Source organism: Gracilibacillus salitolerans, from assembly GCF_009650095.1.
Lineage (GTDB): Bacteria > Bacillota > Bacilli > Bacillales > Amphibacillaceae > Gracilibacillus > Gracilibacillus salitolerans.
Genome location: NZ_CP045915.1, coordinates 3900262 through 3925609 on the forward strand (window position 1 = coordinate 3900262; position 25348 = coordinate 3925609).

Sequence of the window (25348 nt, forward strand, 5' to 3'; positions counted from 1 at the left end):
ACTCCTCGTATTTATGATTAACCTTTAACAGAACCTAACATAACACCTTTAGCAAAATGTTTTTGCAAAAATGGATAAATCACTAGGATTGGCAACATTGACAGAATAATGGAGGCCATACGAATAGTTTCAGATGGTGGTTGTGTAGCATCACCAGAGACAGATCCTCTTGATGCCGCACCAATTGTTTCGGAATCAATAACAAGAGATTTCACCAAAACTTGCAATGTCCATTTCTCAGAATCAGTCAGATATACTAAGGCTTGAAAATATTGATTCCAATGGGCTACAGCGAAGAATAGGGTAAATGCGGCAATAACAGGCAAACTCAAGGGCAATATAATTTTAAAAAATACACCTAGTTCATTACACCCATCCATTATTGCAGCTTCCTCCAGTTCTTCCGGTAAATTATCTATAAAACTTTTTACTACGATTAAGCTCCATGCATTCGTTAAATTAGGTAGAATTAGTGCCCATAAAGAATTCAGCAGACCTAATTCTTTTACGAGTAAATAATTTGGTACAATTCCAGCACTAAACACAAGGGTAAAAATAACACAACCCATTATAAATTTGATACCAGGCACTTTCTTTTTCGTTAAAGCATAAGCCATTGTCAACGTAAACACTAAGTTCAAAATGGTACCTACTACTGTAATAAAAGTTGTACTCAATAAAGAATTAATAAAGCTTGCAGTTGATAAAATATACTTGTAGGATGCTAATGACCAATTTTCAGGAAATAGGTATAGTTTTAATGGAATATACGACTCTGGATCTGTAAAAGAAACACTCAATACATATACAAATGGAAATAAACTAACTACAGCTATTATCCCCAGTAAAATGTAGTTGATCCAATCACTTACCGTTAGTCGTTTTTTATAGACAAAACTCAACTTATAAACCTCCTATGTGGCATTTAATATAATCCTTCATAGCCTAATCTCTTCACAATTCGGTTTGATGCAACAACTAAAATTAGACCTACAACTCCTTTAAACATTCCTACTGTTACACCGACACTAATTTGACCTCGCAATATACCTTGCGTATAAGCATACGTATCAAACACCTCTGCCACTTCACGAACCACCGGACTATACATGAGCAAAACCTGTTCAAAACCTACATCCATCATGCTACCAAGACGCAGAATTAATAATATAACGATAGTAGGCCGTATGGCAGGGAGTGTTATATGCCAGATTTGTCTCAATCTACTAGCACCATCCATCACTGCAGCTTCGTATCTTTGAGGGTCTACTCCAGCAATGGCTGCCAAGAAAATAATGGTACCCCAGCCTGCATCCTTCCAAATACTCTGAAGAGTTAGTAAAATCCAAAAGAATTTCGGATCCGACATTAAGGCAACTTGATCCATTTCCCATTGATTTAATAGTTTATTTAAAACTCCCACATCCGCTGATAGCATAAAATAAGTCATACTTACAACAACTACCCATGATAAAAAATGAGGTAAATAAACAATAGATTGATTTACTCTCTTAAAGATTTCGTGCCTAACTTCATTAAGCATTAACGCTAGTATGATTGGAAGTGGAAAATAAAAAACGAGACTTAAAATATTAATTATTAATGTGTTTCTGAACATCATGTAAAACTGTTCACTCGTAAACAAATCAGTAAAATTCTTAAATCCAATCCATTCACTACCCAAAATTCCTTGAAAAGGGTTGTACTCTTGAAAAGATAGTATTAACCCCCACATCGGAATAAATTTAAAGATAATCAAAAATAGAAAACCGGGTAATAACAATAAATAGATATATCGATACCTTATTAATTTATTTAAAAAATCATTGGATTTAGAGGATAATTTTTGTGTTTCAACTCCATGTCCATTCATTCATCCTTCTCCTTTCTATGAAAAAAATAAATGGATAACCTCTACATCTACTTAACTGGCTATCCATTTAAATAAATTACTCCAGTACTAATTCTCTATCTTTAAAAGGTTCATAGGACTCGGCAAACTCAATAAATGCTTCTTTAATTTGTTCGTCATTTCTTAAATTTTCAACATAGGATCTAAATTCCTCCATCGAAATGTCCCCAACAATAGCCTGTGTTACTTTACTATCAAATTCACTTTGGTAATTAGGCCACTCATCTACCCAGGTAGAAGAATATAACCAATCAAAGGGATTTTGTTTACCAAGCTCTTCATATCCAGCTACTTCCTCTTGTTTTGCTAAATTTTCTTCTTTGGATACTCCTGGATAATGAACCTCTGCCCATTTCTGATAACCAGGGGTAAACGGTTGCATAGCCGTCGTGTTTATATGTTCCGTTCCTAAATCATTTAAAACCTTCATGCCATCCTTGACTTCATGATGTACACCCTCAATTCCGTAATAAGCAAGTTCTGTTAACTCCTCACTTGCTGTCTTTTCAAAATATTTTAGTATTTCCATAACTTTTTCCTCTGGTACCTTTTTAGAAATATAGAATGCACCACTAGAACCTACCGCTAATTGTGCTGTGTAGCCTCCAGGTCCTTCTAACGGCGGAATGGTCATTAATTCCCCCTCTGGCTGAACTTTTTTAATATCCTCTGTCCAAGGAAAATCTCGATAAATACTGTACGTATAGCTAGCTAGTCTACCTGATCGAAGCATATCCTGCTTTTGGAACCCATTTAATCCTGAAAATTCCTCTGCCATTAGCCCATCTTCATACAGGCCATTTAACCATTCCACCATGTCCGTATATTGTGGCGTCAGGATATCTTTAATCATGCCACCTTCATCATTATAGGTAGGAGTTGCTGCTCCAAATGCGATCATCAAGGGACTTGTAACACCTTCCGCTACACCAATTGTTCCTTGTCCACTTGGATCATTTTCAACAATTATTGAAAGTGCTTCTTTATACTCTTCTAATGTCGTAGGCACTGTAATATCATAATTTTCTAGCCAATCCTTTCTCATCTTAATACCTGGTTCAATCAACGCCCTTGACCTAGGTATCCCCCAAATATGATCGCCTTGCGACACGTAATCCCAAATTCCCGGTGACACATTGTTCTTTAGATTAGGAAATTCGGAAAAATCTCCAAGAAATGGAGCTAAGTCCCAGAAAGCTCCCTGATCAATGGATTGCAATAAGGTTGGTTTCGTGAAATCAATTTGCCAAATAACTTCTGGTATATCACCTGACGCCAAAACTAAATCAAACCTTGTATCATATTCAGCATCTGGAACCCATATCATCTCTAATTCCGTATTAGTTCGTTCTTGTAGCTCAGTGAAAAACTCATTATCCATATCAGGAACTTCTGAGAATAATCCAGCCATCATCTCTATTTTTAAAGGTCCGTCATCGCCTTCCATATTCACATCTTCTTCATGATTATCCGAGTTATTTCCTGCTCCTTCATTGGAACATCCTATCAGTACAATACATGATATTAAACCTATGAATCCGCACAAGGAAAATTTCCTAAAAAAACTAGTCATTTAATAAGCCTCCCATTATTTAAAATCTGATCAGATTTGTAGGATTAATGCTTCATAATTTTTTATTTTATCAACTTTTATCTTTAAAATATCGTCATGCATTTCGTATGAAACTGCATTCTTTCCAACTAAACTAAAAACATGTTTAATTGCGTGACACTTGATCCTTACATTTATTTCTTCAATCACATTGGCCTCATGATAGGTTGTACCATTAAACCCAGAGAGGTTTAATAATTGCAATAAATAATTCCTTTCATCATATTTGTTTAAAAATATCTCTACATTCTCAGGTGCATCTGTTGTCAATACCTCAGACCCTTTTAGCAAACAGTCTATAAGGTCTGTCATAATCCTTTTGTGATCCTCAAAGCCATGCTGATAGTACAGGTGACCAATTTCCCACGGAATATAAATGCTTACATGGCTATCTTTGTTATACCACCCCATACCAAAATCACCATTTTTCTGGTGTCCTCCAACTCTTTCAGGTGGACCAAAACGAGATGTCTCTATATATGGTAATAATGTCGTGATTTCTGTATTAAATGCGATCTTTGTAAACTCTCCATCTATGAAAATCCAACCCCGCTGTTGAAAACTGGAAAATGTCTTTTTGTCCATCACTTCTAAATAATCCGAACGGGTTTCTTGCTTTATACCTTTATATCGACCGCCAAATACATTTGCTAACTTATTCTGATTAGATAGATTACTTGTAAAAGATTGACCTGTAGCGATGATGGAAACGCCTCTTGTTAAAGCATCTTCTATTGCATTCCACTCATTTTCTCTCAGACCTTTTACATTAGGAAAAATGATTAATTTGTATCGATCGAGTGAGCGAACAGGTTCGTTTATATTTTCTTGCAGTAATACATCAAATATAATGTGCTGTTCTTTCAACATTTTATAAAGTCCCAGGTATTCTTTTGTAGAATTGTTTCTAGAAGGATGGCTAGGCTTAATCAGAAGCACATCAGCGACAGAGGTAAAATTCCCAAAATATTGCTGATTTTTTTGATGAAAGGCATATATATTTTTTACCACTTCAAAATTATCTCGGTCAGGATACCCCTCAAATACACCTATAATACAAAAATCGAGACCAGAGCCACTTGCCATACTTTCAAACAATCTTATCTCAATCTCATTCTTTGAAACCCCAACAAATCGGTAAAAAATGTCCACTGCATTAATTACACAATTGCTTATTAATTTACCCTGCCAGGAATCCTCTATTGATTGGACATTCTCTGATGCAGAATACAGCCATTTAGGGTAAGGTCTGTCTATTGCTGTATTAGATTCTTTTCGCACAATATCTACTTTGTGATCATGGTATGTTGAGATGGCGATGTTTCTATTTTTTCGTTTTACTAGGTCATGAATACGTTCCAGCATTTCCTTTGTTGTAATGTCTTTAAAAGCGATATAATCTTGATATACAGGATCATTAAAATTCTCCCTGCTTGGTAGATCATGATTAAATATTGTCTTAAACCTATTTTTACAACATTCACAATGACAAATTCCATAATAATGATTACTATAATCTCTTGTTTGATAGCCAAACATATTAAAAAAGATACCATCTACAGCATAATTATCGATCACTTCCTCAATTATTCTTAGTGAGTATTCTTGTTGGTAATAGCCATTTACACATGTGTGAACCATTTCGTTGTAATTAATTATTTGATTATCTGCTGTTTTGTAAAACCAATCAGGCTGTTTCGCATAAATACTTTTATGTGCTTTACTAAAATCAAATCGGGCAATAAATTTGATATTATTTTCATGACATTTTTGAATCACTTCTTGAATAAGGTCCTTCTCTAAGTAAGGCGACCTGAAATGATATTCTAATTTAGTCGGATAAAAAGATTCTATCCCTCCTGTATTTAACATTAATGTATTAGCTGAAAACTCCTTTAATTGTTGGATTAATAGATCCACATCTAAGTCGGCATTACTTTCACTTATATTGTTCTGAATTAGTCTAATATTATTTTCTGACCACCAGTTCACTATCTTCACCTCCTATAAAACATTTTTTGTGAAGCGTAGTTCATGCTTCGTAATATAGAATAGCATCAGTTGTCTATTTGTGTAAGCGCTAACTTTTTTGTATTTATTCTGTTTTTTTTGGGTTTGAAAGAATAAAAAATATAGAGCGAGCTTAAGAAACGTAGCGACTGACCGGAGCCAACCATTGGCAAGTCTTCTTTATAGTAGACGATTTCGGGAAGTCGCCTAGTTTCTGGCACTTCCAGACTGAACGTGGCTATTTGTGCACAACTTTATCTCAACATGCTAATATCTTATAATTTCTCAGACAATAAAAAAACACCTATTTAAAGGTGCTCTTTGGCTGCTTCTTAAATTGTCCAGGAGTTAGCCCTGTCGTTTTTTTAAATAATTCACTAAAATATCTATGATTAAAGTAACCCACTTCCTCACTTACTTCTGAGATATTCCTACCTTCCTTAAGCATTTGTTTTGCTCTTTCTATCCTAATCTTTGTTACATATTTAATATAAGTGATTCCCACTTCCTCTTTAAACAAAATACTAAAATAAGAAGGATTCATCTTAACAATTGACGCTACCTCTTCTAGGGATATTTCTTTAGAAAAGTTTTGTTCGATATATTCACAGGCGGTCTGAACTGAGACATGCTTCTGGTTGTTACGCAGTTGTTTCATCCAATCAAGCATTTCATTAAATCGATTTTGAAGCCATTTTTCTATATCATCGAATGTGCTTAATTTTTCAATTTCTCTATGCGGTATCAAATGCTCTTCCTTCCATCTGTATTCCACTCCCGTTTCCTTCACGACTTCTAATCCTAGGTAAATTAACTTTAAACATTCCTGGTTAACGACATCAGGTGATAGGTTAGTATGCTTTATATCTTTCAAAAACTCTCGCACAAGTCGGGAGACTACTTCACTATTTGCTGATCTAATATTAAAAATAATATTTTGCTCTAATGTAGTTAATGTGTCTGGAAGTCTATGGTTAAAATTTAGTTCGTCAAATTGTATTATCCCACAATCCTTGATAAACCTTCCCATTCTCACAGCATCTTTTGCTTGAAGATAAGAATTTTTAATTTTTCTTGGATCACTGTAAGTACTACCAATACCGATTAAAATATTTAGCTCTCCTAGTTTCACAAAAATGTCGGACATTTGATTAGAATCTCCCCTTTGTAGCCAAATAATAATCTGCATACTTCCATTAGTAACAAGTAGGACCTTTGTATTTGAAATAGATTTTGATAAAGTTACTACTTGGGCAATATCATGATATGATTTCTCATTTGAGTGAAATAAACCGACTGTCACAGCTGTTACTTCATCAGTTTTAATTCCGATAACCTCGTCCCATTTCTCCTCCACGAACACATTCTGATTTAGGATATCAAGTACTTTTTTTTCCGCGATTAGATTCTGTGAATCATTCCACTTCCTCTTTAAGTCTTCAAATTCGTATCTTCTTTTGATTTTTTTAAGCATCTTATCTAAGCATTTTTCTATTCTTTCAACCGTTATCGGCTTTTCAAGATAATCTACAACATCGAGTTGTATAGCTTTTTTATAGTATTCTATTTCATCGAATCCACTTATTATGACACATTGTGCCGTGGGTACTAGTTCATTTAATTTCTCTATTAGTGTTAATCCGTTTAATCCTGGCATACGTATATCCGTTAAAATGATATCTGGCTTGTGTTCCTTTATCATATCTAATGCATCAATACCGTTTGTAGCTGTTCCTACTAAAGTTAACTCCCATCGTTCCCAATCTATTATGGTACGAATAACATCCAAAACTATATACTCATCATCAAAAATCACTGCTTTCAACATTCAATCAACCTCCTGATTCATTGGAATTTTTATCGTAACAGTCGTACCTTTACCAAGTTCACTTTCAATTTTAAGTGAACATTTTTTTCCATAGAAAAGCTCTAAACGTTCCTTTACATTTTGAATTCCATATCCTTGTTTTGACATATTTTCGTCTTCCATCCCAACACCGTTATCTTCTATTACAAAAATCATATGGCTTCGGCTAGTATATCCAGTCAATTTAACGAAACCTTTTCCTATTTTTGTTTCTAAACCATGGTAATAGGCATTCTCCACAAATGGTTGGAGTATAAGTTTCAAAATTAACTGTTCTCTAATCTCAGGCTGAATGTTTTCAATATAGTTTAGCCTACTACCATATCTTACCGTTTGTATTGAGCTATAGTGTTGAATATGGTCTAATTCTTCCTGTACAGAAAGTAATTCTTTTCCTTTGTTCAAGCTTAATTTAAAGCTTTCCGATAAGGAAATAGACATCTTTGCAATATCACTTACATTATTTTTTATGGCCATCCAATATATAGATGATAGCGTATTATATAAAAAATGTGGTTTTATTTGTGCTTGTAGTGCTCTTAATTCTGATTCTTTTTCCTTTAACCTAGACTGTATTAGTTTTTCATTTAGATGGATATTCTCCTTAACAAGTCCTTTTATTTGTTTTCCTATTTTCCCAACTTCATCGTCAAAAAATGCTTCCTCTAAGTTCGGTTTATTGTTAGCTATGTTGGCTACCATTTTTTTAAGTCTTTTCAAGGGATATAAGATGGATCCTGAAAGATAAATAGATATAAATATAGCTATAATTGCCATTAATCCTGCAAAAGTAAAGGTGATGACCCCAATTTTATTTGAATCTCTTAATAGATAATTTTGCTTAATCAGATGAATGTAAGACCAACCCGTGGTAGGGTTTGTATAACTACTTCCTAAAAGTTCACTTTTTTCAAGAGAATCAAGCTGAGTTTCATCCAAGTTCTCAATATCTATAGTAGAAAGTTGATTGTTTTGATTATTAATGTATATTGGAGGAGAATCTGTTTGATTACTAGGATCTACAATCATAAAGGTAGTCTCTCCATAATTCATTGAAATTGCATCAAACATTTCTTTATTTAAATTGATAACAAGTACCCCCAATGCTTCTCTATATAAATCATTGGGATTTCGCAGTAATTTTACAGACGAAAAACTATCATTACTTCCATTTAAAATATTATGTCCAAGGAATATTTCTTTTCCATTTGCCTCATTAGCACGAGAATACCAATCTTTTGTTTTTATTTCTTGAACATTGTTAAAAAAGTATGTGCCCCTTGTAGATATGCCATAACAATATGATCTATCTTCTACGTCAAATAAACAGACTGATTCTATGTATTTTGTATTTAATGTGTATTTTGAAAGAATATCATGAAGAATAATAGCGGTTTTATAGTAATCAGTTGACCCTTTTTCAACAAGTAAAAGTTCATTCCTAATTTCTTCATTAGAAAGGATTAGTCTATGTAGATTTATCACACTCTCAAATGTAAGTTCAGACATTTCACTCGAGGTCCTTAAAAGATCTTCATAATTTTTAATATGATTTTCTACAATGGTTTGTTTTGAAATGTGGTATGAAACAGCACCTAACATAAACATGGAAGGTATAGAAAGTAGTATCATTGCAACCCAAAAACGAGTTCTTAACTTTTTAATTCTAGGTTTCATTTTGAGTTTTCTACTCATTCTGTTCCCCCTTGATTCCGTAATAGCCTAACTTTTAGGTTATTTGTTGCTCAAAACAAATAAGCAAAACAGCAAACGCTTTCATTACCAATTATATTATACACCATTCGTAAACAAAACTTATTATAGTAATCTATTAAATCTTAATGGAATATCAAAAAAGGTGTCACCAAAACGACACCCTCTTCTTTCTATAAAAAAAACGAAAGCATATCTTTTATTCGATATGCTTTCGATCATTATACATGGGAAATAAATTAACTTAAGAAAATATTTAATAATTGAGGAAAGTATAATTAAACTGGCTCAACCATCCTATTATTTCTCACTTCCACTTTCTCAAAAGCAACATATGTAAAGCGCATAATCAAGAAGCTCCATACACTGCCTGAGAAAAATAGAAAGAGAACCGGGAATGAAACAGTTACATAATAGACAACGAAGGTTACAAATACCATATAGATGGTTCGCAATGGATAAGAAGCACCAATAATAAAGGCATATTTAAAGCATTCCATCAACTTGATATCGTAATGGACATATACCGGGAAAACAAAAAACGTCACCATGAAATAGTAAAAGGCAACAGGTACCAACAATAGCATCATAACCATTTGAAATGGCCCACTCAAACTTTTGACTAATAGATAATCCCAATATAATACTGCTCCACCTAGGGCACAAATATATCCTAACATATTTGCCTTTAAGAAATGCCTTTTGAATAATTCCAGAAAGCTCTTAAAAATCTGTTCATCAGCATTGCCTTTCACCCAACGCCGCACAATCGTAAACATTGCGACTGTTGCTGGAAAAAAACCTGCAAAACCTAATCCGATAACAGTAAAAAGAATCCATAGTAAATTCAGTAAACTTATTCGAATGACCCACTCAGAAAATTTATAAATAAATGTATTTCCAAAAGCATTCATCATTTATCAACCTTTCTTTTTCACAAAAATAGAAAGGGGTCCCCACAGCCATTTCTGCTAGTATCATCCATGTTTCTGTGGGAATCTTCTCCTTAACTTTTAACAGCACCTGCTACCCCTTCAATAAAGTATCGTTGCATAATGATAAAAATAATCATTACTGGTAATAAGGAAATCGTTGCGCCTGCTGCCATACCTGAGAAATCAACTGCATATGTTTGAACAAAGCTCTGCATCCCTACAGCTAGTGTTCTCAGCTCAGGTTTACTAATCGTTAGTACGAGCGGTACTAAGAAAGAACTCCATGTCCAAATAAATTGCATGATCGCAGTGGTTGCGACGATTGGCATACTTAACGGTAACATGACTTTACTGAAAACTGTTAAAAATCCGGCACCATCAATTTCGGCTGCTTCTTCAATGGACTTCGGTAGATTCGCGAAGAAAGAAGCAAACATGAGAATAAACAAAACGTGAGCGCCAGAAGCCTCTGCCACAATGATACCAAGAATCGAGTCAGCCAACCCCATGTTACTTACCAACTTGAATAACGGAATGATCGTGTAGCCTTTTGGAATAAACATAATCGCTACTACACAGATCATAATTGTTTTTTTACCCGGGAAATCAATTCGACCTAACGCATAACCCGTTAATGACGAAAGGAAAATGACAATCACAACAGTAGCTACTGTAAAAATCACTGTGTTGAGGAAGTAGCCTGAAAAGTTCGCGGTATACCAGGCATCTGCGTAATTTCCCCATTGGAATTCTTCCGGAAGAAGTGCCGTACCACTTGTCAAAAATTCCTGATTTGTTTTTAATGAAGAAAACACCATCCATACAAATGGATATATCCAAACAATCCCGAAAAGAATTAAGAACACATGTATAATCAGGCGGGCTGATTTGGTTGAAATCATACATTCACACCACCTTTTCTTCTTTTACTTCCTCTTAGTTTTATGATCTGTTTACCAAATGAAGCAGCACCAAATATCATACTAATTACAAACGTGAATAATCCTAATAAAACTCCTGCCGCAGAAGCATAACCCATTCGTACTTGTCCACCACCAAGCTGGCTAGAAAAGGCAAAATTATAGATAAAGAGATCCATTGTTTCTGTTGCAAAGTTTGGCCCGCCATTTGTTAGTGTTTTAACCAAGTCAAAGGCATTGATACCACTTACTAGCGACAACAGAATAATAACTGCGGCCATTGGTTTTAATAATGGTAATGTTACGTGTCTTAAAGTCGACCAGAATCCAGCTCCATCGAGTTGTGCTGATTCATATAGTTCATTCGGAATCGATTGCAATCCGGCCAACCAATAAACCATATTAATCCCAAGACCTTTCCAGGATCCAATCACAATGAGGATGATTACAGCTAGGAAAGGATCTGTTAACCATGGAATCGGTTTATCGATCAAATTAGCATGTAAAAGGATCTGGTTAACGAAACCATTAATTCCGAAGATATTACCCATAATTATCCCGACAATTGCCGTAGTCGTAACAACTGGGAGGAAATATATCGCTCGATAGAAACCTTTCCCGTTAAGTTTTTGATCATTTAATATAATGGCCAGGATTAACGCACCACCAACACCTAGTATGGTTGTACCTAAAATATAGTAAATAGACACTACAGCCGAATTCCAAAACCTTGGTGAAGTTAATAGTTGCTGGTAATTCCCTAAGCCAACAAAATCATCTAATGGTCCAATTCCAGTCCACTCATAGAAGGAATAAACATAACTCATTACGATTGGATATGCAGAAAAAACAAAAAACACAATAATTTGTGGTAAAAGAAAAATATATGCCCACATCGCCTTTTTCTTTTTTAATGTTTTCAGATTTGCATTTGACGCCGTCTTACCGTTACCATCATTTTTAGACAAAACATTTTCACCCTTTCTAACTGTTTTTTTACAGAAAAAGGATAAATTACTATAGTCCTTCGACCAGACTATAGTAATTTATGTTGTACTTACCTTAGCTCGTCGTATTTCTCTATAGTATAAGGTGCAAAAGGCTCCCAGTTCGGATAAATATAATCATCTTGGGAAACTTCTGAGAATTCATCCAGTGTTTCAAAGAAGGCATCTTTCATTTCTTGATCTATTTGTTCTATTTCGGCTTCCAGATCAGAAATATTACCTGTGATATAACCAACTACTACATCACCAATACCGCCAACTTCTAATTTATTTCGATAGGCCTTATTAAATTCAACAACCTCAGAGTTGAATTCTGCTGGTTTTGGTACAGGAATCGCTAGTTCATTTTCTAATTCGAGAATGTCATTATATTGTTCAAATGGAGGCTCTCCACCAACATCTTCTTTAGCTGGCAGTCCAGCACCTGTATTCACATAAACCACTTCGTGAAGATGTTCAAGTGAATATTCCAAAAATGTTTTCACTTCTTCCCAGTGTTCTGTTTCGTTATTAACTCGGATACTAGTTGCTTCTGATCCGGCATGGTAATAATATGGATTACCGTCCTTGGTAGGGAGTGGAGCTACACCCCAATTTTCAAATTCTGTTTCAACAAATAATTGTCTTCCTACCCAGTCACCACTCCACAGGAAAGCACTTTGACCAACTGAAAAAGTTGCTTCCGCTTCACCTAAACCTATTTCAACACTTTGAGGTGCCATAAGTCCTTCATCTAGCAATTCTTTTAAAAATTTTGCACTTTCCACTTTACCTTCTGTTAATACTTGCGGGACACCTTCTTTATAATTTTCCTGCCAAGGCACTTCTGGTGTAATTGCCGTTCCCATCATCGAGACTAGTTGTTCATTTGCCCATCCAGGATTATTCCACACGATTGGATAAACAGCGCCGCCAGAGTCATCTACAATTGTTTGTCCAAGCTCTTTAAACTCTTCCCATGACTGAGGTATATCGCCTTCCGTTAAACCTAACATGTCAAAAACGTCTTTATTATAATACATGATCATTGCTTTACTTCTTGCCGATGCCAAAGGGAAGCCATATACGGAACTGTCTGCAGTAGTTCCGTTTTCAAACCATGTACCTTCCTGAAACTGGCCTTTCACCTCATCAGTAAATATCTCATCTAAATTTTTCACCGCATCTACTTCAATTAATTCAGCCAATTCTACTATATTAGTCCACATATCTGGGAGATCTCCTTCTGAAAGTGCGGTGCGAAGTTGTGTCTCCGGTTCAGGAACTTCTTGTTTTTCAATGTTTATTCCAGGATGTTCTGCTTCAAATTGTTCGATTAAATCTTCAAATCCGCCTCTGAGCTCCGGATATCTATTCCAGAACGTAAGTGTTACACCATCCTCGTCTTCACTGCCACTATCCGTATCCTCTTCATCAGAATTACAGGCACTAAGTAATAACAAAACTGCCAACAAACTAAACATGAACTTACTTATTTTTTTCATTGACGTTTCCCCCATTATTAGATTTTAAATAGAATAAATGAAACTAGCTTTCAATCAAATGGACAGACTCACCTCCTTCATTTTGGAAAGACCGTCCGAGGAAAATCAAGGTATGGCCTTTAGGATGAAAGTTGTTACACTTTCTCGTTCTACATCAAAAGATTCTGAGATTTCTCCCTGATAAACTTTAGATAGATTATTATTTTCAGAGGTTTCAAATACTTGTAGATAGTTAAAATCATGTGATAAATCACTTTTAAGGGCTACACTACGGTTCGTTCTGTCGTTATTGATGACAACACAAATATATTGATTAGTATTTTCATCGTAAAATAGAGAGGCTTTAAGAGAGTCTTGTGCTTCAGCTAGATTTATTTGCTTGGCACCTGGTCGAATAAACTTGCTATAATTGCCCATTACCCACAATCTCTTCGTTTCTTCGATATCCTCTGTTCCATCATTGGTATAGATGAGCCCATCGCGAAAATCATATTTAGAAACAGCAATCCAATATTGCCACGAGCTAACGTTTGCTACGGTTAGATCATCATGAATAGTGTTTGCTAGTACTAAAGCGGAATCCATGCCATAATCCCGTTTCTGCTTCATTTCCGTCCATTCGCTCATATTTAACTCTATGGATGGATAATTCTTTTCCATATAATTGGCGATATTCATTTTATCTTCTGCATCAGACCAGTAAGAATGAACATCAAAATTGGTAAGCGCTGTCATTAGTTCTTTATCTGTAAAAATGGCGTCGATATATGTTTTTGCAGTCTTCCATTCCCCTGCTTCAATTGCTGAAATTTGCACATCCTTAACAGATTGCAGTTCTATTTTATTTTGTAAAATTTTTAGCAGCTTCACACATTCCTCTGGCGTATAATGACAACCTTCTTGCCCTTTTTCCCGTTGCCAATCCCATTGTGGCTCATTAATCGGACTCACATACGTAATCGGGATTCCTTCATCTTCTATTAAGTGATTGATCACATCCACCAGGTACGTCGCAAAATCTTCATACATATCCTCTTTTAAATTGGATTTTCCATTTTTCTCACCAGTAACCAGACCTGATTTTGTCATTCTTGCGGTCGGACTATTTGCAAAAGCTACAAAGTTCTTAACACCTTTCTGGTGAATTTCTCTTAATACTCTTGTTGCATACTCATCTCTATTCCAATCATAGACATCTTTTTCTACTTCAAAGGATTCCGTTCTTCTCCATGAGTCACTGATTTCTTCTCCAGAACCAGCTCCAATATTATAACGATAGATCGATAACCCTATGCCAACATCCTGATCGAATAATAAATCAATTATTTGCTTGCGTTTGGCATCCGTCCACCCGCCAATAGCCTGTGACCACCAAGCTCCTGAAACGCCAAATCCTTCTATTGTTTGTGCTTTACCAGAAGTATCGAACACACAATCTCCCCTTTTCAAAGTAACCGGTTACTATATAGTATTAAAAAAATGAAATAAAATGCTACAAAATAGAAACCGGTTACTATTTTTTCGAGTTGATTTGTATTTTTTATAATATCGACAATTTGACTTTTGAAAGAATTTGACATGCAGAAAAAAATCGCTATTTTCCAGAAAAGATGTACAATAGTTGACATTTGTCTTTATTTATGAGATTATAGTCGAGTTAACAAAAGTGAAGTAACAACTAAGTGTATCTGGCATTCTACGGAAAGTTTTTTGAAGATGCTTATTCACACTGGCGCGACTAAGGGGTCGCAAGGACGCAAGAGCAGGTAGGGCTTGCGTTGCTTAAGTTAGAAAATTCCCAGTGGAACATGTACCGCGGTTAAGTGAAATTCCAATAATGAAATTTCCCACCCGAATTTATCGGGATTAAAAAAATAATAAATCTTATGTGTTACTTTATGAATCAAAGGGGTACTCTTATAGTAAGAGTACCCCTTTTCCAATACATATAAGTAAAGAAAGAAGGGCTTGATATGAATAATCAAATAGGTACAATCCAAAAGCTGGAGGTACTACGAAAAATCGATACCGGTTATGTTTTAGAAGACGACATACTCTTACACCATAATGAAACGGACTCAGAACTTGAAGCCGAGCAATCTGTTGATGTTTTTCTTTATCAGGATAAAAAAGGACAAACTGTTGCAACGACACAATTACCAACTGTTCAAATCGATACGTATGGCTGGGCTAAAGTTGTGGAAGTATTACCGCACTTGGGTGTATTTGTTAACATTGGTACAACAAAAGAAATCCTCGTATCAAAAGATGATCTGCCATTGTTTGAAGACGTATGGCCAGCGGTAGGTGATGAGCTTTATGTTACATTAGGAAAAGATCAGAAAGGGCGTCTTCTCGCACTTCCTGCAACAGAAGGAGTTTTTGAAAGAGTATTCGAATCAGCATCCAATGATCTATTAAACACAACCATCAGTGGTCGCATCTATCGTACAGATAGAGAAGGTGCTGTATGTATAACTGAAGAAAGCTATCGCGGATTTATCCATCACACCGAACGAAAAAAAGAGCCGCGGTTAGGCGAACTAGTAGAAGGTCGTGTGATTGAAGTGAAGCCTGACGGAACATTAAATGTATCTCTAAGACCATTAAAACAACACAGTATGGGTGAAGATGCTGACGCAATATTGGCACGACTAGAAGAAAGTGGTGGCGTTATTCCGTTTTCCGACAAAAGTGACCCTGAAGATATTCGCGACACATTTAACATAAGTAAAGCAGCATTCAAACGTGCACTTGGCAAATTAATGAAAGAAAGAAAAATTGAACAACGTGATGGAAAAACTTACTTAATTGCTAAATAACCGTACTTATAAAAAACAGATATCCTGAAAAATACCTTTGGCATCCAGACAATGTATGATTTGTTTGAGTCATAGGTATTTATATTTTTAAAATCAAATAATTAAACCACTAAAAACCATAAATAAATTAATGATGAAATGCCACATAATTGCCGGAAAAATGCTATTCGCTCGTATCACTACAATCGCAAAGAATAGCCCGCCAATGGAAAAACTAACGGCAGCCAGTATTGGAATGCCCAGAACGACATGTTGAATTCCAAAAGCTAAACTAGTAACGATTAACGCAAAGACCATCGAAAATTCTTTAGAGAGTAAATTCAAAAATGCCCCTCGCCAAATTAGCTCCTCTATAGTAGCATTGATGAGCGAAAATATAATAGCAAAGAAAAGAAGATTTCTTATTTGTTCCATGTTATTAAAGAATAGAATCAGTGGAACGAATACTACCACATTACATAAAATAGCTATTTTTAGGAATTTACTTATTTTGATAAAATGAAAGCCATGCGTAACAAACGGGAAGTATACTCTATTATGCCATTGAGGTTTATTTAGGTAAGAATCAACTGGCTTTTTATAAAGGTAAGAGGTGAATACAAGACTTAATATTACAATACTGAGTAATATGCGGTCTAAAATAACTATTACCTGGATGTTTTCCATGTATATGTGTAACAGCTGCCTTACCGATACATATAACTGAAAACTTAACAAAAAAATAAAAATGTTAATGATTATGTATCTATATCTCTTAATAGCAATTCCAAGTGCAAATAAACAAGCAAATACTAATAGGACTAATGTTGTATTGTTACCATATGAGATAACCATCATACCACATAGAAATATAGTCCCTATGATTATTTGGATGAAATTATCCTTCGTTTTTTTCATGTTATCTCCTTGTGTTTTATTAATTATAGATAAATGATAGGAGCTTTTAATTAAAGGGTTGTGTATAAAAAAATAATCCACATATCATAGTATTTTATACCTTATTGTTTAGTTTTCAAGTAGAAAATGAAAAAAAATACGTTACATTTACAAAGTTTTCAACATATTAATTTTTGGTTGCGTTATTTTATCTCGAAGAGCGGTCGTCAGCAACTCTCCTACTAAATGACATAGATGACCTGTGAATTCTACGTGCGAGATTAACGGCCTCTATCTCACCATGTACAGTTTCACTAGTATCTCCACAGTAAAGCGGTATTCTCATTTCCCTCGCTTTGATGAGATACCATTAAATTCACAGTTTAGTTATGCTACAGGATTCTCTCACTTCTAAATAAGGATCAAGAAGTATATCTTTACTTTCATTACTTGATTTACTAGCATTTATCAGCAGATCTATCGCTTTTTTTCCAAGTTCATTATAAGGATGGCTTACGGATGTTATTTCAGGGCTTGAATTTTTTGCCAAATCTGTATTATCGAAACCGACAAAATCAAATGGCTTCATTCTTTTTCTTCTGCATGCTTTAAGCGCTCCAATGATAACCAAATCATTTATTCCTATTAATGCTGTCGGTAATTTATCTTTGTTTAACATTAGTAATTTATCTATCGCTTCTTCTCCTGTTTGCACATCAAACCCACTATAGATTTGCCAACTTTCCCTGATTGTTAAGTCGTATTTTGATAAGAGATTTCTATAAGCTTCGACTTTAATATCCGTAGTTGTGATTCCTTTCACACCACCGATAAGGCCGATTTTCTTATGACCTTGACGGACTAAATGATTGACAGCTAATTCCATCCCTTTTGCCTCATCCGTTCGCACACTATGACAATGAAGACCATCAATTTTTCCGTTAATCATCATAACAGGCAATTTATCCAAAACTTGCGATACCTCACTTACCTCCACTGCATCAGGAAATTTTTTATTAATTCTGCCACCCATTAAAATGATACCTTCTACTTGTCGCTCAGAAAGGAGCCTTAAGTATTTAGATTCCATTTCACTACTGTTCATCGAATTACATAATATAAGCGTATATCCCTTCGTCAATGCATATTTTTCTGCTTCAATAAATACTTGCGAAAAAAAAGGATTCGTTATATCTGGCAAAACGAATCCTATCATTTTTGTTTCCTTCTTTGTTAAACTTCTCGCTACAGCATTAGGCTGATAATCATATTTATCAATGAGACCAAGCACTTTTTTTCTAGTTTTTGCACTCACCGGATAATTACCTGCGATCACTCTGGAAACTGTAGCGGAAGAAACTCCTGCTTCTTTTGCAATATCGTATATCGTTATTGATTTACGTTTCATATTATCTACTCTTTCTTTGTATATGTAATCGTTTTCTACAAAATTATATGAATAATATAGAAAAAAATGTATTAATTCTCTCTAAATACTCTCCATCCAACCGGAATTCTCCTCTTCTCCATAAGCAAAAACCCCTGACAAAAGAAGCCAGGGGCAATTCCTAATATAATCTTTTAAAAGCAAAGCTTATCAGAAATCTCCGGATCTAAGCCCACGATTATTTAATTGTTAAATAATGGATCAACTGTTTTCTAAATACAATTAAACCGTTATACTTACTATGTAGAAACAGGATTAACTTGAATAAGGAGAATGAAAAATGAAGAAACTTCAATTAACTAGTATCGGATTTTTATTAGGGGTAATGCTTGTTGCTTGTAACAATGATAATGAGAGCGAACAAGAGGAAAATAATCCTTCCGAAGAAACTGTCTCTGCAGATCAATTTCCAAATGAATTTTTAGCAAATAATTTTGAAATAATTTACAACCAAACAAGTGAATCGTTTCAAGAAATGGTATCGTTGGATGAATTCCAAGAAGTAGGTAGTGACTTTAATAGTGGAGTTAATAGCCTTGAACTCGTATCTGAAATGCCTATTCAAAATCTAACAGAATACCAATGGATCAGTGACGAAGGAGACAAAGGAATTACCACTCATTTTGCAGATGATCAAACTATTGAAGGGATACAACTCACACCAGTTACCAGTCATCCAGAAAGTGATGAGGTCTATACAGAAAATACTTACCAGATGCCCATGACTGGAGAGTGGTTCACTTTCTGGGGTGGTACGAATGAGCTTGTCAATTATCATTATGCCGTTGAAAGTCAGAGATATGCTTTCGATTTGGTTATTGTAGAAGAAGATTCCACTTATAAAGGGGATCCAACAAATAATGAAAGTTACTATGCGTTCGGGAAGGATGTCCTAGCCCCAAGAGAAGGACTAGTCGTCTCCGTAGAGAATAACATACCAGACAATACGCCGACAGTTGATACAAATGCTGAGGAGCCACTTGGTAACCATGTTATCCTAGAACATGAAAATAACGAATACAGCTTTATTGCTCATTTCAAACAAGGATCCCTTGAGGTAGATGAAGGAGATCAAGTCAATGCTGGCGATTTATTAGGAAATGTGGGTAACTCGGGAAATTCCAGTGAACCCCATATTCATTTTCATGTGGGAGATGGAGTTGATTTAGAAGAATCTACTTCTATCAGGATTAAGTTAGAAAATGGAGAAGAACCTGTTCGTGGGGATTTTGTTGAAGGATTTTAATCAGTTACCTTTTGTATAATACTTCTAGAGTGTTAGTTATATTGTGGGAAATACTAGCAGAGGATAGGGATCTATTAATGCGAGAGTTCAGCTTCTCGTCGAGTAAAACTCATCTGCTCGACGGGAACTCTTATTTTTTCGCTTCTTATCCTTTAGACTGTCCCTCTATTCGACATTTGAGCGCTCGTTTTTTGGTTCTAGCAATTACCGCTTATTTTAATATAATCTATTAAAAAATCTCTGTCTTCTGGAAAACTTAAATCTAATTTTGTTAATTCGTCTACGTTTTTCCATGCGATATCATATATTAAATGATCTGGGTCTTGAATTTTTCGTTGACCACCGACAATCTTCACTAAAAAATAATGAACTTCGAAAGAAATGCCAAGTTCCTTATGGCTACCTTTTTTCACTGTTAATTCATCAACTAATTCAACAACATAACCTGTTTCTTCCTCAAATTCCCGAATACAACAATCTTCAAAAGTTTCATTTTTCTCTTGTCCCCCTGGTGGTACAGACCATTTTTTATCCTCTTCTGGTTTACCTTGTAATACCATAAGCAATTCAGCATTTTCATTGATACATACACCTGAAGAACCGAACCATTTTTCCATGTTGGATCAACTCCTAACTAATTTTTCTTTGTATTCCTCAATACAATACACGTTAATAAATAACCAACACTAACATAATGATACAAAAGCATATACTTGGAGTTAAACAGTATCAGGGTGAATAAATATTAAAAAAGAGTATCTGTCATTCAAGTTATTTTTACTAGAATGACAGATACTAGTTTTGACAACCTTCTACCCTTACTTTCGTTTTCCCTTATACGGATACAGGTTTTCTGGACACTTTTTCTATATGAATTGCCAAATAGAACACAAAGGAATTAGCATTAATCATGTTTATAAAATATAATTGATAAAAACTAATAACTTATTTCTTCCGGCAACACCTTCCGCTGACCACTTTCGACTTCTGCAGCACCTCTAATCTCTGGCGTTTCTCCCTCCACCTTTCGAATAAAGTCTAATAATCTCTCACGCAAACGTTCTTTTACCTCTCTGTGAGATTTCAGTTCGATTAAATTGGTTAGTTCATAAGGATCTGCTTCAAGGTCATATAAAAATTCTTCCTGATAAACCGATGCTTTATCATGTTCAGCTGGATGTAGTGATAGATTGGAAACACTGTACTTCCACCTTTGTGTTCGAACAGCTCGACCTACTTGTGATTCACTAATTTGAATAAAGACTTCATTTTTCCAATCTATATCTTTATTAGTAACCAATGGCAAAAAGGATCGTCCTGATAATTCATCAGGTACATCAATCCCAGCTGCATCTAATAGAGTCGGCGCAAAATCAATCAGACTTACCAGCTCTTTCTTTCGTCCACCCTCAACAAAACCAGGTCCAGTAACAGCAGTGGGAATTCGAACAGAGCTCTCATGACAAGAGCGTTTATATTCTTTATTACGAGTTTTAAAATGGCAACCATGATCTGAAGTAAATAGGACAATCGTATTATCCTCTATCTGCAAACTTTTAAGTACATCCATTAATCTTCCTAATGCTTCATCAAGTCGTTTTACCATGCCATAATAGCCACCTAATTGCTGAAATGCGGTTCCACTTAATGCTTGAAGATCTGGCGGTGTCCATCTCGACGTATATTTTTCACTATATCCTGTTGGTGCCGGATAATCATCTGTACGATTTTGATGGTGTGGCTCTAAAAAAGATAAAAATAAGAAAAACGGATGAGCTTTTTTGTCTTCTTTTTCAATAAAACGAATGGCTGCATCTGTCAGCGCATCGACACGATAACCAGGTAAATCCACAGGTTCTTGCTTATTATTATAAACTCTTGTTTGATAAGGTTCAGACGTATGCTCTAATCCATTGGCAGCAAGCCAGTAGTCATAGCCGCCTTGCCTTTCTTCACTTACCGGTTCTTCGGCAGCTAAATGCCACTTTCCAATATATCCGGTATAGTAGCCATTCTCTTTAAAGTAATCCGCTAAAGTCTTTTCCTCCGCTGGTAGTGGAATACCATTTCTAAAGCATCCTGTCTCGGTTGCATATTTCCCTGTTTGAAAGCAAGCACGAGCTGGCGCACATACAGGTTGGCAAGTAAAAGAATGATATAAGTGTGTACCCTCCTGTGCGACTCTGTCAAAATTAGGAGTTAAATCTAAAGGATTACCATGAACACCTGTGGTATCCCAACGCTGCTGATCTGTAAAAAAAACAATTACGTTCGGTTTACTAGATTGTTGCTTTTTCAAATGATTCGCCTCCTTACTCCGTATCTCTCACATCGATCAATTCATGCTTTTTATAATCAAAATACTTTCCTTCCAATAATCCTGCTAACGTATTTGTTATCTGTATAGCTATTTTATTTTCACCGTTTCTTAACAGGTCACCACTGATTTCCCAAACATAGGGAGACCAAGCTTTCACTCCTAATGAAACATCATTAACCATTACTTCGACAACATCATGTATGTCGTCGATCTCCTCGATATTTATTTGATAACTAGTGTTTTCTGGATTAAGCTCTATGTTTCTAGTGAATTCAAGCGTACCCGCATAAAAAGGCAACCTTTCAAAAGGACCGATCAACGAATGTGCAGTAGTTGGCTTTTCTACCAAAATAGGAGTTTTCTCTTCATTAAATTGAACCCCAAAATCTCCTCTGAAATAAATAGGATCCACGACACCATCCCAATCTTTATAAACCTTACCTTTGATAGCAATCAGGTTTTCCCCTTCGAGTAAATGACGTCTTATATCCGAAACGATATTGTTGTGATCGTAGACAAACATCTGCTGAAAAGACTCCGTATCTATCTTTTGGTGATTAATATAGATCGACAAATCTTCCGAAATAGCCTTGCGATCCATCATAAGTGTGCAATCAGTTGGCATATTTTCAACGATAAAATTCGTTTGGTAATTTACTTCAATCGGATAATTTAAATGGAGTTTCATTGGTGTTCCAAATAATTGCTTAAACGAAACAGGTAACGAATTATTTTTGGACAAATCTTCACATTGATCAATAAAGGTTTTCGCAGTTACTTGACTTTGTTGTACTTCAGAGCCTGCGATATTTAAGTGAAAGGAATCGAATCGCACGATGTTTTTTTCCTTCGTCTCCATTTGCCATTCTTGCTTACTTGCTATTTCGATGATTTTCCCTTCTTTTTCACTTGTTGCTATTGGATCGGAATTTTTCTCAATTTGCACCATATAGGATTGATATGGCTCAAACTGTAAATCTATTTGCGAAAAACCATCTCTAAACACAGATGACATTAGCGTTCTTTCCCCTCTCTCTAAATCTATTAAGTAGTAGGCATGATTCTCTTTCGCTTTATAAAGACCAAGTGATACCTCATGTCTGCCCTCTTCCTGATTGGTAACAAAAAGGAGTTCAGAATCATCCAATTTCCGGTGCTGGACTAAAAAGCTTTGCGATTGATCCTTCACATCGACAAACACCTCTTCATCCAGAATATTTTCCAATAAGGAGAATAACGGTTTTGTTTTCTCAGATGCATTAGAAAAAGGTATGAAATAAGCATTCACTTGTGACTTGTTGTCATCCTCATCGAATAATTGTTTCATTTCCTGATAATGACTCGTATCTTCTCCAATATCTTCATATGGCAATAATCCGTTCGCAATCACCGTTCCACCTTGTTGGAGAAAAAGCTTGATTTGTTTCCATGCCTGCTTTTCCAAGTTTGTCATCGGAGGCAAAATTAATACTGCATAAGTTGCTTTGCCGATTTTTATTTTGCCATCCGCTATTTCTGCCTTCCACAAAATCTCTGGATCCAGATGATCATAATCTTTATATCCCTTCGTAAGCTCTAGACAAATATCTGCCCAGTCATTTTTCAGATTTTCCAACGTAGCTTTTTCCTGCTCACTTTCTCCTGCATAAGAAAAAGAGGCAAATGGATTCGCCATTTTGGTCCAGAAGCTTGTTGTTGGATCTAACACAGCAATAGGACGAATTACTTCTCCCTGACTCATTAAGTAGCTGATTCGTGATACATAATCACCAAGCTTTCTATAATGTTTCCAATAAGGATTTTGGATGAATTGCGAAGGCGGTGCATCATGTTTCACCAAACTATTTAACGTATAAAAAAATGCATGAAAATTGAAGAAATTAATACCTAAAACCGCAAGTCGGTCAATCATCCACTTCGCATCCTGCAATGTCATAGACCAGCCTACACTATGAAAACATTCGATTAAAGCTCTATCACGATTTAGCTGATTACTTAAGGCACTTATCATTTTTGGATTGGCTCTCATGCTGAAGAAATACCTTTTAAAAATCCAGTCAAGCGACCGTCCAAGCTTTTCATGTGCACTGTCACCGCCGGGTACATGACTGTAAACCTGTCCTGACATCCTTGCAGATGGCACTTCGGCGACATAGTCAATTCCTGCCTTCTCACACCAATCATGGATTTGCTTATGGTACGTATCTCTTAACAAGACATGAATCGACTGAAAATAGTGATAACGAATCTTTGCATAATCCTTCGCATCAGTGATTAGTAAGTATAAATATTCTCTAATATCATAGCCATAGGTATCTTTTATATATGGAACTAGCTGAGGAGACCATGGAAATCGCCCTAATAAGTGAGTCTCATCAGTAAACATTCCCTTCACTGTCTTTCCGAAATGTGGACCCAATTTCTCTAAGTAACGGTCATGTGTTAACTGTATAAATGATTGAATGGCTTCTTTATGCAATGGATCCACAAAAGTACCATAGTATTTAAAATCTTCTATTTCCTCTTCAATAAAACAATGAATCTCCCAACTACCGTTAGGTGCATCCCACTCTAGTACTTTTTTAGGTCCATAAGTAAAGAAACGTCTTTGATTATATGCGGTTAATCCCGTCTTCTGATAAATATGCTCTACCTGTGAGTTTCCAATTTTCAGCTTGAGGTCAATCGCTTCCTCCCATTTAAGTTCCTTCGTATCAGGTTTAACCGGAACAGCTCTGGCAAATAGAATTTTCCCCCAAGGCAATGTAATCCTCACTTTCTGTTCTCCGTTTACTTTTTCAGCATGATGCACTAGGTTTGTTTGTTTAGCATCCTTATGCTCTAATGTTACTTCTCCGCCAGCCATACCGCTTGGATAAGGATACTCATCATATAACCAAACATCCATACCATAACTTGCAGCAATTTGGATCGCATATTCTACCTTGTCGAACCATTGATCAGACAAGTAAGGAACGTCCATTCCCTGTCTTGCGCAAATATACACGCCTGTCACATGTTTATCTGCCATTTCTTTCAGTTGATAAGAAATCTCTTCTTCGGTTAATTCTCCGTTCCAAAACCAAAATGGATGGATTCCGTATTCTGGGTTCGGTTGGTTGAAACTTTGAATATTCATCATTTCACTCCTTAAACCACGAATGTTAAACGCTTTCA

General features: G+C 35.6%; 18 protein-coding genes. 2 read left to right on the plus strand and 16 right to left on the minus strand.

The window, feature by feature from the left end:
• Window positions 1-17: 17 nt before the first annotated feature.
• From GI584_RS18670 to GI584_RS18720, 11 genes are all read right to left on the minus strand, one after another.
• The gene (locus GI584_RS18670; protein ID WP_153792166.1) at window positions 18-902 is read right to left on the minus strand and encodes a carbohydrate ABC transporter permease; all 885 of its coding nucleotides are present in this window, start codon (window positions 900-902) and stop codon (window positions 18-20) included.
• Between the two features lie 23 nt (window positions 903-925).
• Window positions 926-1873 carry an ABC transporter permease gene (locus GI584_RS18675; protein WP_153792167.1) on the minus strand — a complete coding sequence of 316 codons (948 nt, stop codon included), beginning with the start codon at window positions 1871-1873 and terminating at the stop codon, window positions 926-928.
• A 76-nt stretch (window positions 1874-1949) separates the two neighbouring features.
• Window positions 1950-3485 (minus strand): extracellular solute-binding protein, encoded by a 1536-nt coding sequence (locus tag GI584_RS18680; protein ID WP_153792168.1) that lies wholly within the window; start codon window positions 3483-3485, stop codon window positions 1950-1952.
• 30 nt (window positions 3486-3515) lie between these two features.
• Window positions 3516-5516, minus strand: coding sequence for an alpha-amylase family protein (locus GI584_RS18685; RefSeq protein WP_153792169.1), 2001 nt, complete (start codon window positions 5514-5516; stop codon window positions 3516-3518).
• Window positions 5517-5838: 322 nt separating this feature from the next.
• A complete protein-coding gene (locus GI584_RS18690; protein WP_153792170.1) occupies window positions 5839-7362 on the minus strand; it encodes a response regulator in 1524 nt (507 codons plus the stop codon).
• A complete protein-coding gene (locus tag GI584_RS18695; RefSeq protein WP_153792171.1) occupies window positions 7363-9096 on the minus strand; it encodes a sensor histidine kinase in 1734 nt (577 codons plus the stop codon). It abuts the gene before it with no gap.
• A gap of 296 nt (window positions 9097-9392) precedes the next feature.
• Window positions 9393-10028, minus strand: coding sequence for a YesL family protein (locus GI584_RS18700; protein ID WP_194842042.1), 636 nt, complete (start codon window positions 10026-10028; stop codon window positions 9393-9395).
• Between the two features lie 92 nt (window positions 10029-10120).
• Window positions 10121-10951 (minus strand): carbohydrate ABC transporter permease, encoded by an 831-nt coding sequence (locus GI584_RS18705; RefSeq protein WP_100359280.1) that lies wholly within the window; start codon window positions 10949-10951, stop codon window positions 10121-10123.
• A complete protein-coding gene (locus GI584_RS18710; RefSeq protein ID WP_153792173.1) occupies window positions 10948-11937 on the minus strand; it encodes a carbohydrate ABC transporter permease in 990 nt (329 codons plus the stop codon). Before GI584_RS18710 ends, GI584_RS18705 begins: the two co-directional genes overlap by 4 nt.
• Window positions 11938-12026: 89 nt before the next feature.
• Window positions 12027-13460, minus strand: a complete 1434-nt coding sequence (locus tag GI584_RS18715) for an ABC transporter substrate-binding protein (RefSeq protein ID WP_157801826.1) — start codon at window positions 13458-13460, stop codon at window positions 12027-12029.
• 105 nt (window positions 13461-13565) lie between these two features.
• Complete coding sequence (locus tag GI584_RS18720) at window positions 13566-14891, minus strand: glycoside hydrolase family 30 protein (protein WP_194842043.1); 1326 nt, start codon at window positions 14889-14891, stop codon at window positions 13566-13568.
• Between the two features lie 542 nt (window positions 14892-15433).
• Here GI584_RS18720 and GI584_RS18725 point away from each other — a divergent pair.
• Complete coding sequence (locus GI584_RS18725) at window positions 15434-16282, plus strand: CvfB family protein (RefSeq protein ID WP_100359276.1); 849 nt, start codon at window positions 15434-15436, stop codon at window positions 16280-16282.
• Window positions 16283-16375: 93 nt separating this feature from the next.
• Here GI584_RS18725 and GI584_RS18730 read toward each other — a convergent pair whose 3' ends face one another.
• Both GI584_RS18730 and GI584_RS18735 read right to left on the minus strand, forming a co-directional pair.
• Window positions 16376-17179, minus strand: a complete 804-nt coding sequence (locus tag GI584_RS18730) for a CPBP family intramembrane glutamic endopeptidase (RefSeq protein WP_153792175.1) — start codon at window positions 17177-17179, stop codon at window positions 16376-16378.
• A 355-nt stretch (window positions 17180-17534) separates the two neighbouring features.
• Window positions 17535-18566, minus strand: a complete 1032-nt coding sequence (locus tag GI584_RS18735) for a LacI family DNA-binding transcriptional regulator (RefSeq protein ID WP_153792176.1) — start codon at window positions 18564-18566, stop codon at window positions 17535-17537.
• A 319-nt stretch (window positions 18567-18885) separates the two neighbouring features.
• Between GI584_RS18735 and GI584_RS18740 the strand changes: the two genes are divergently transcribed.
• Window positions 18886-19851 (plus strand): M23 family metallopeptidase, encoded by a 966-nt coding sequence (locus GI584_RS18740; protein ID WP_153792177.1) that lies wholly within the window; start codon window positions 18886-18888, stop codon window positions 19849-19851.
• A gap of 197 nt (window positions 19852-20048) precedes the next feature.
• Here GI584_RS18740 and GI584_RS18745 read toward each other — a convergent pair whose 3' ends face one another.
• From GI584_RS18745 to GI584_RS18755, 3 genes are all read right to left on the minus strand, one after another.
• Complete coding sequence (locus tag GI584_RS18745; RefSeq protein ID WP_153792178.1) at window positions 20049-20468, minus strand: NUDIX hydrolase; 420 nt, start codon at window positions 20466-20468, stop codon at window positions 20049-20051.
• Between the two features lie 320 nt (window positions 20469-20788).
• Window positions 20789-22150: a sulfatase family protein gene (locus tag GI584_RS18750; RefSeq protein WP_153792179.1), complete on the minus strand. Its 1362-nt coding sequence runs from the start codon at window positions 22148-22150 to the stop codon at window positions 20789-20791.
• A gap of 13 nt (window positions 22151-22163) precedes the next feature.
• Complete coding sequence (locus tag GI584_RS18755) at window positions 22164-25310, minus strand: glycosyl hydrolase (protein WP_194842044.1); 3147 nt, start codon at window positions 25308-25310, stop codon at window positions 22164-22166.
• Between the last annotated feature and the right edge of the window lie 38 nt (window positions 25311-25348).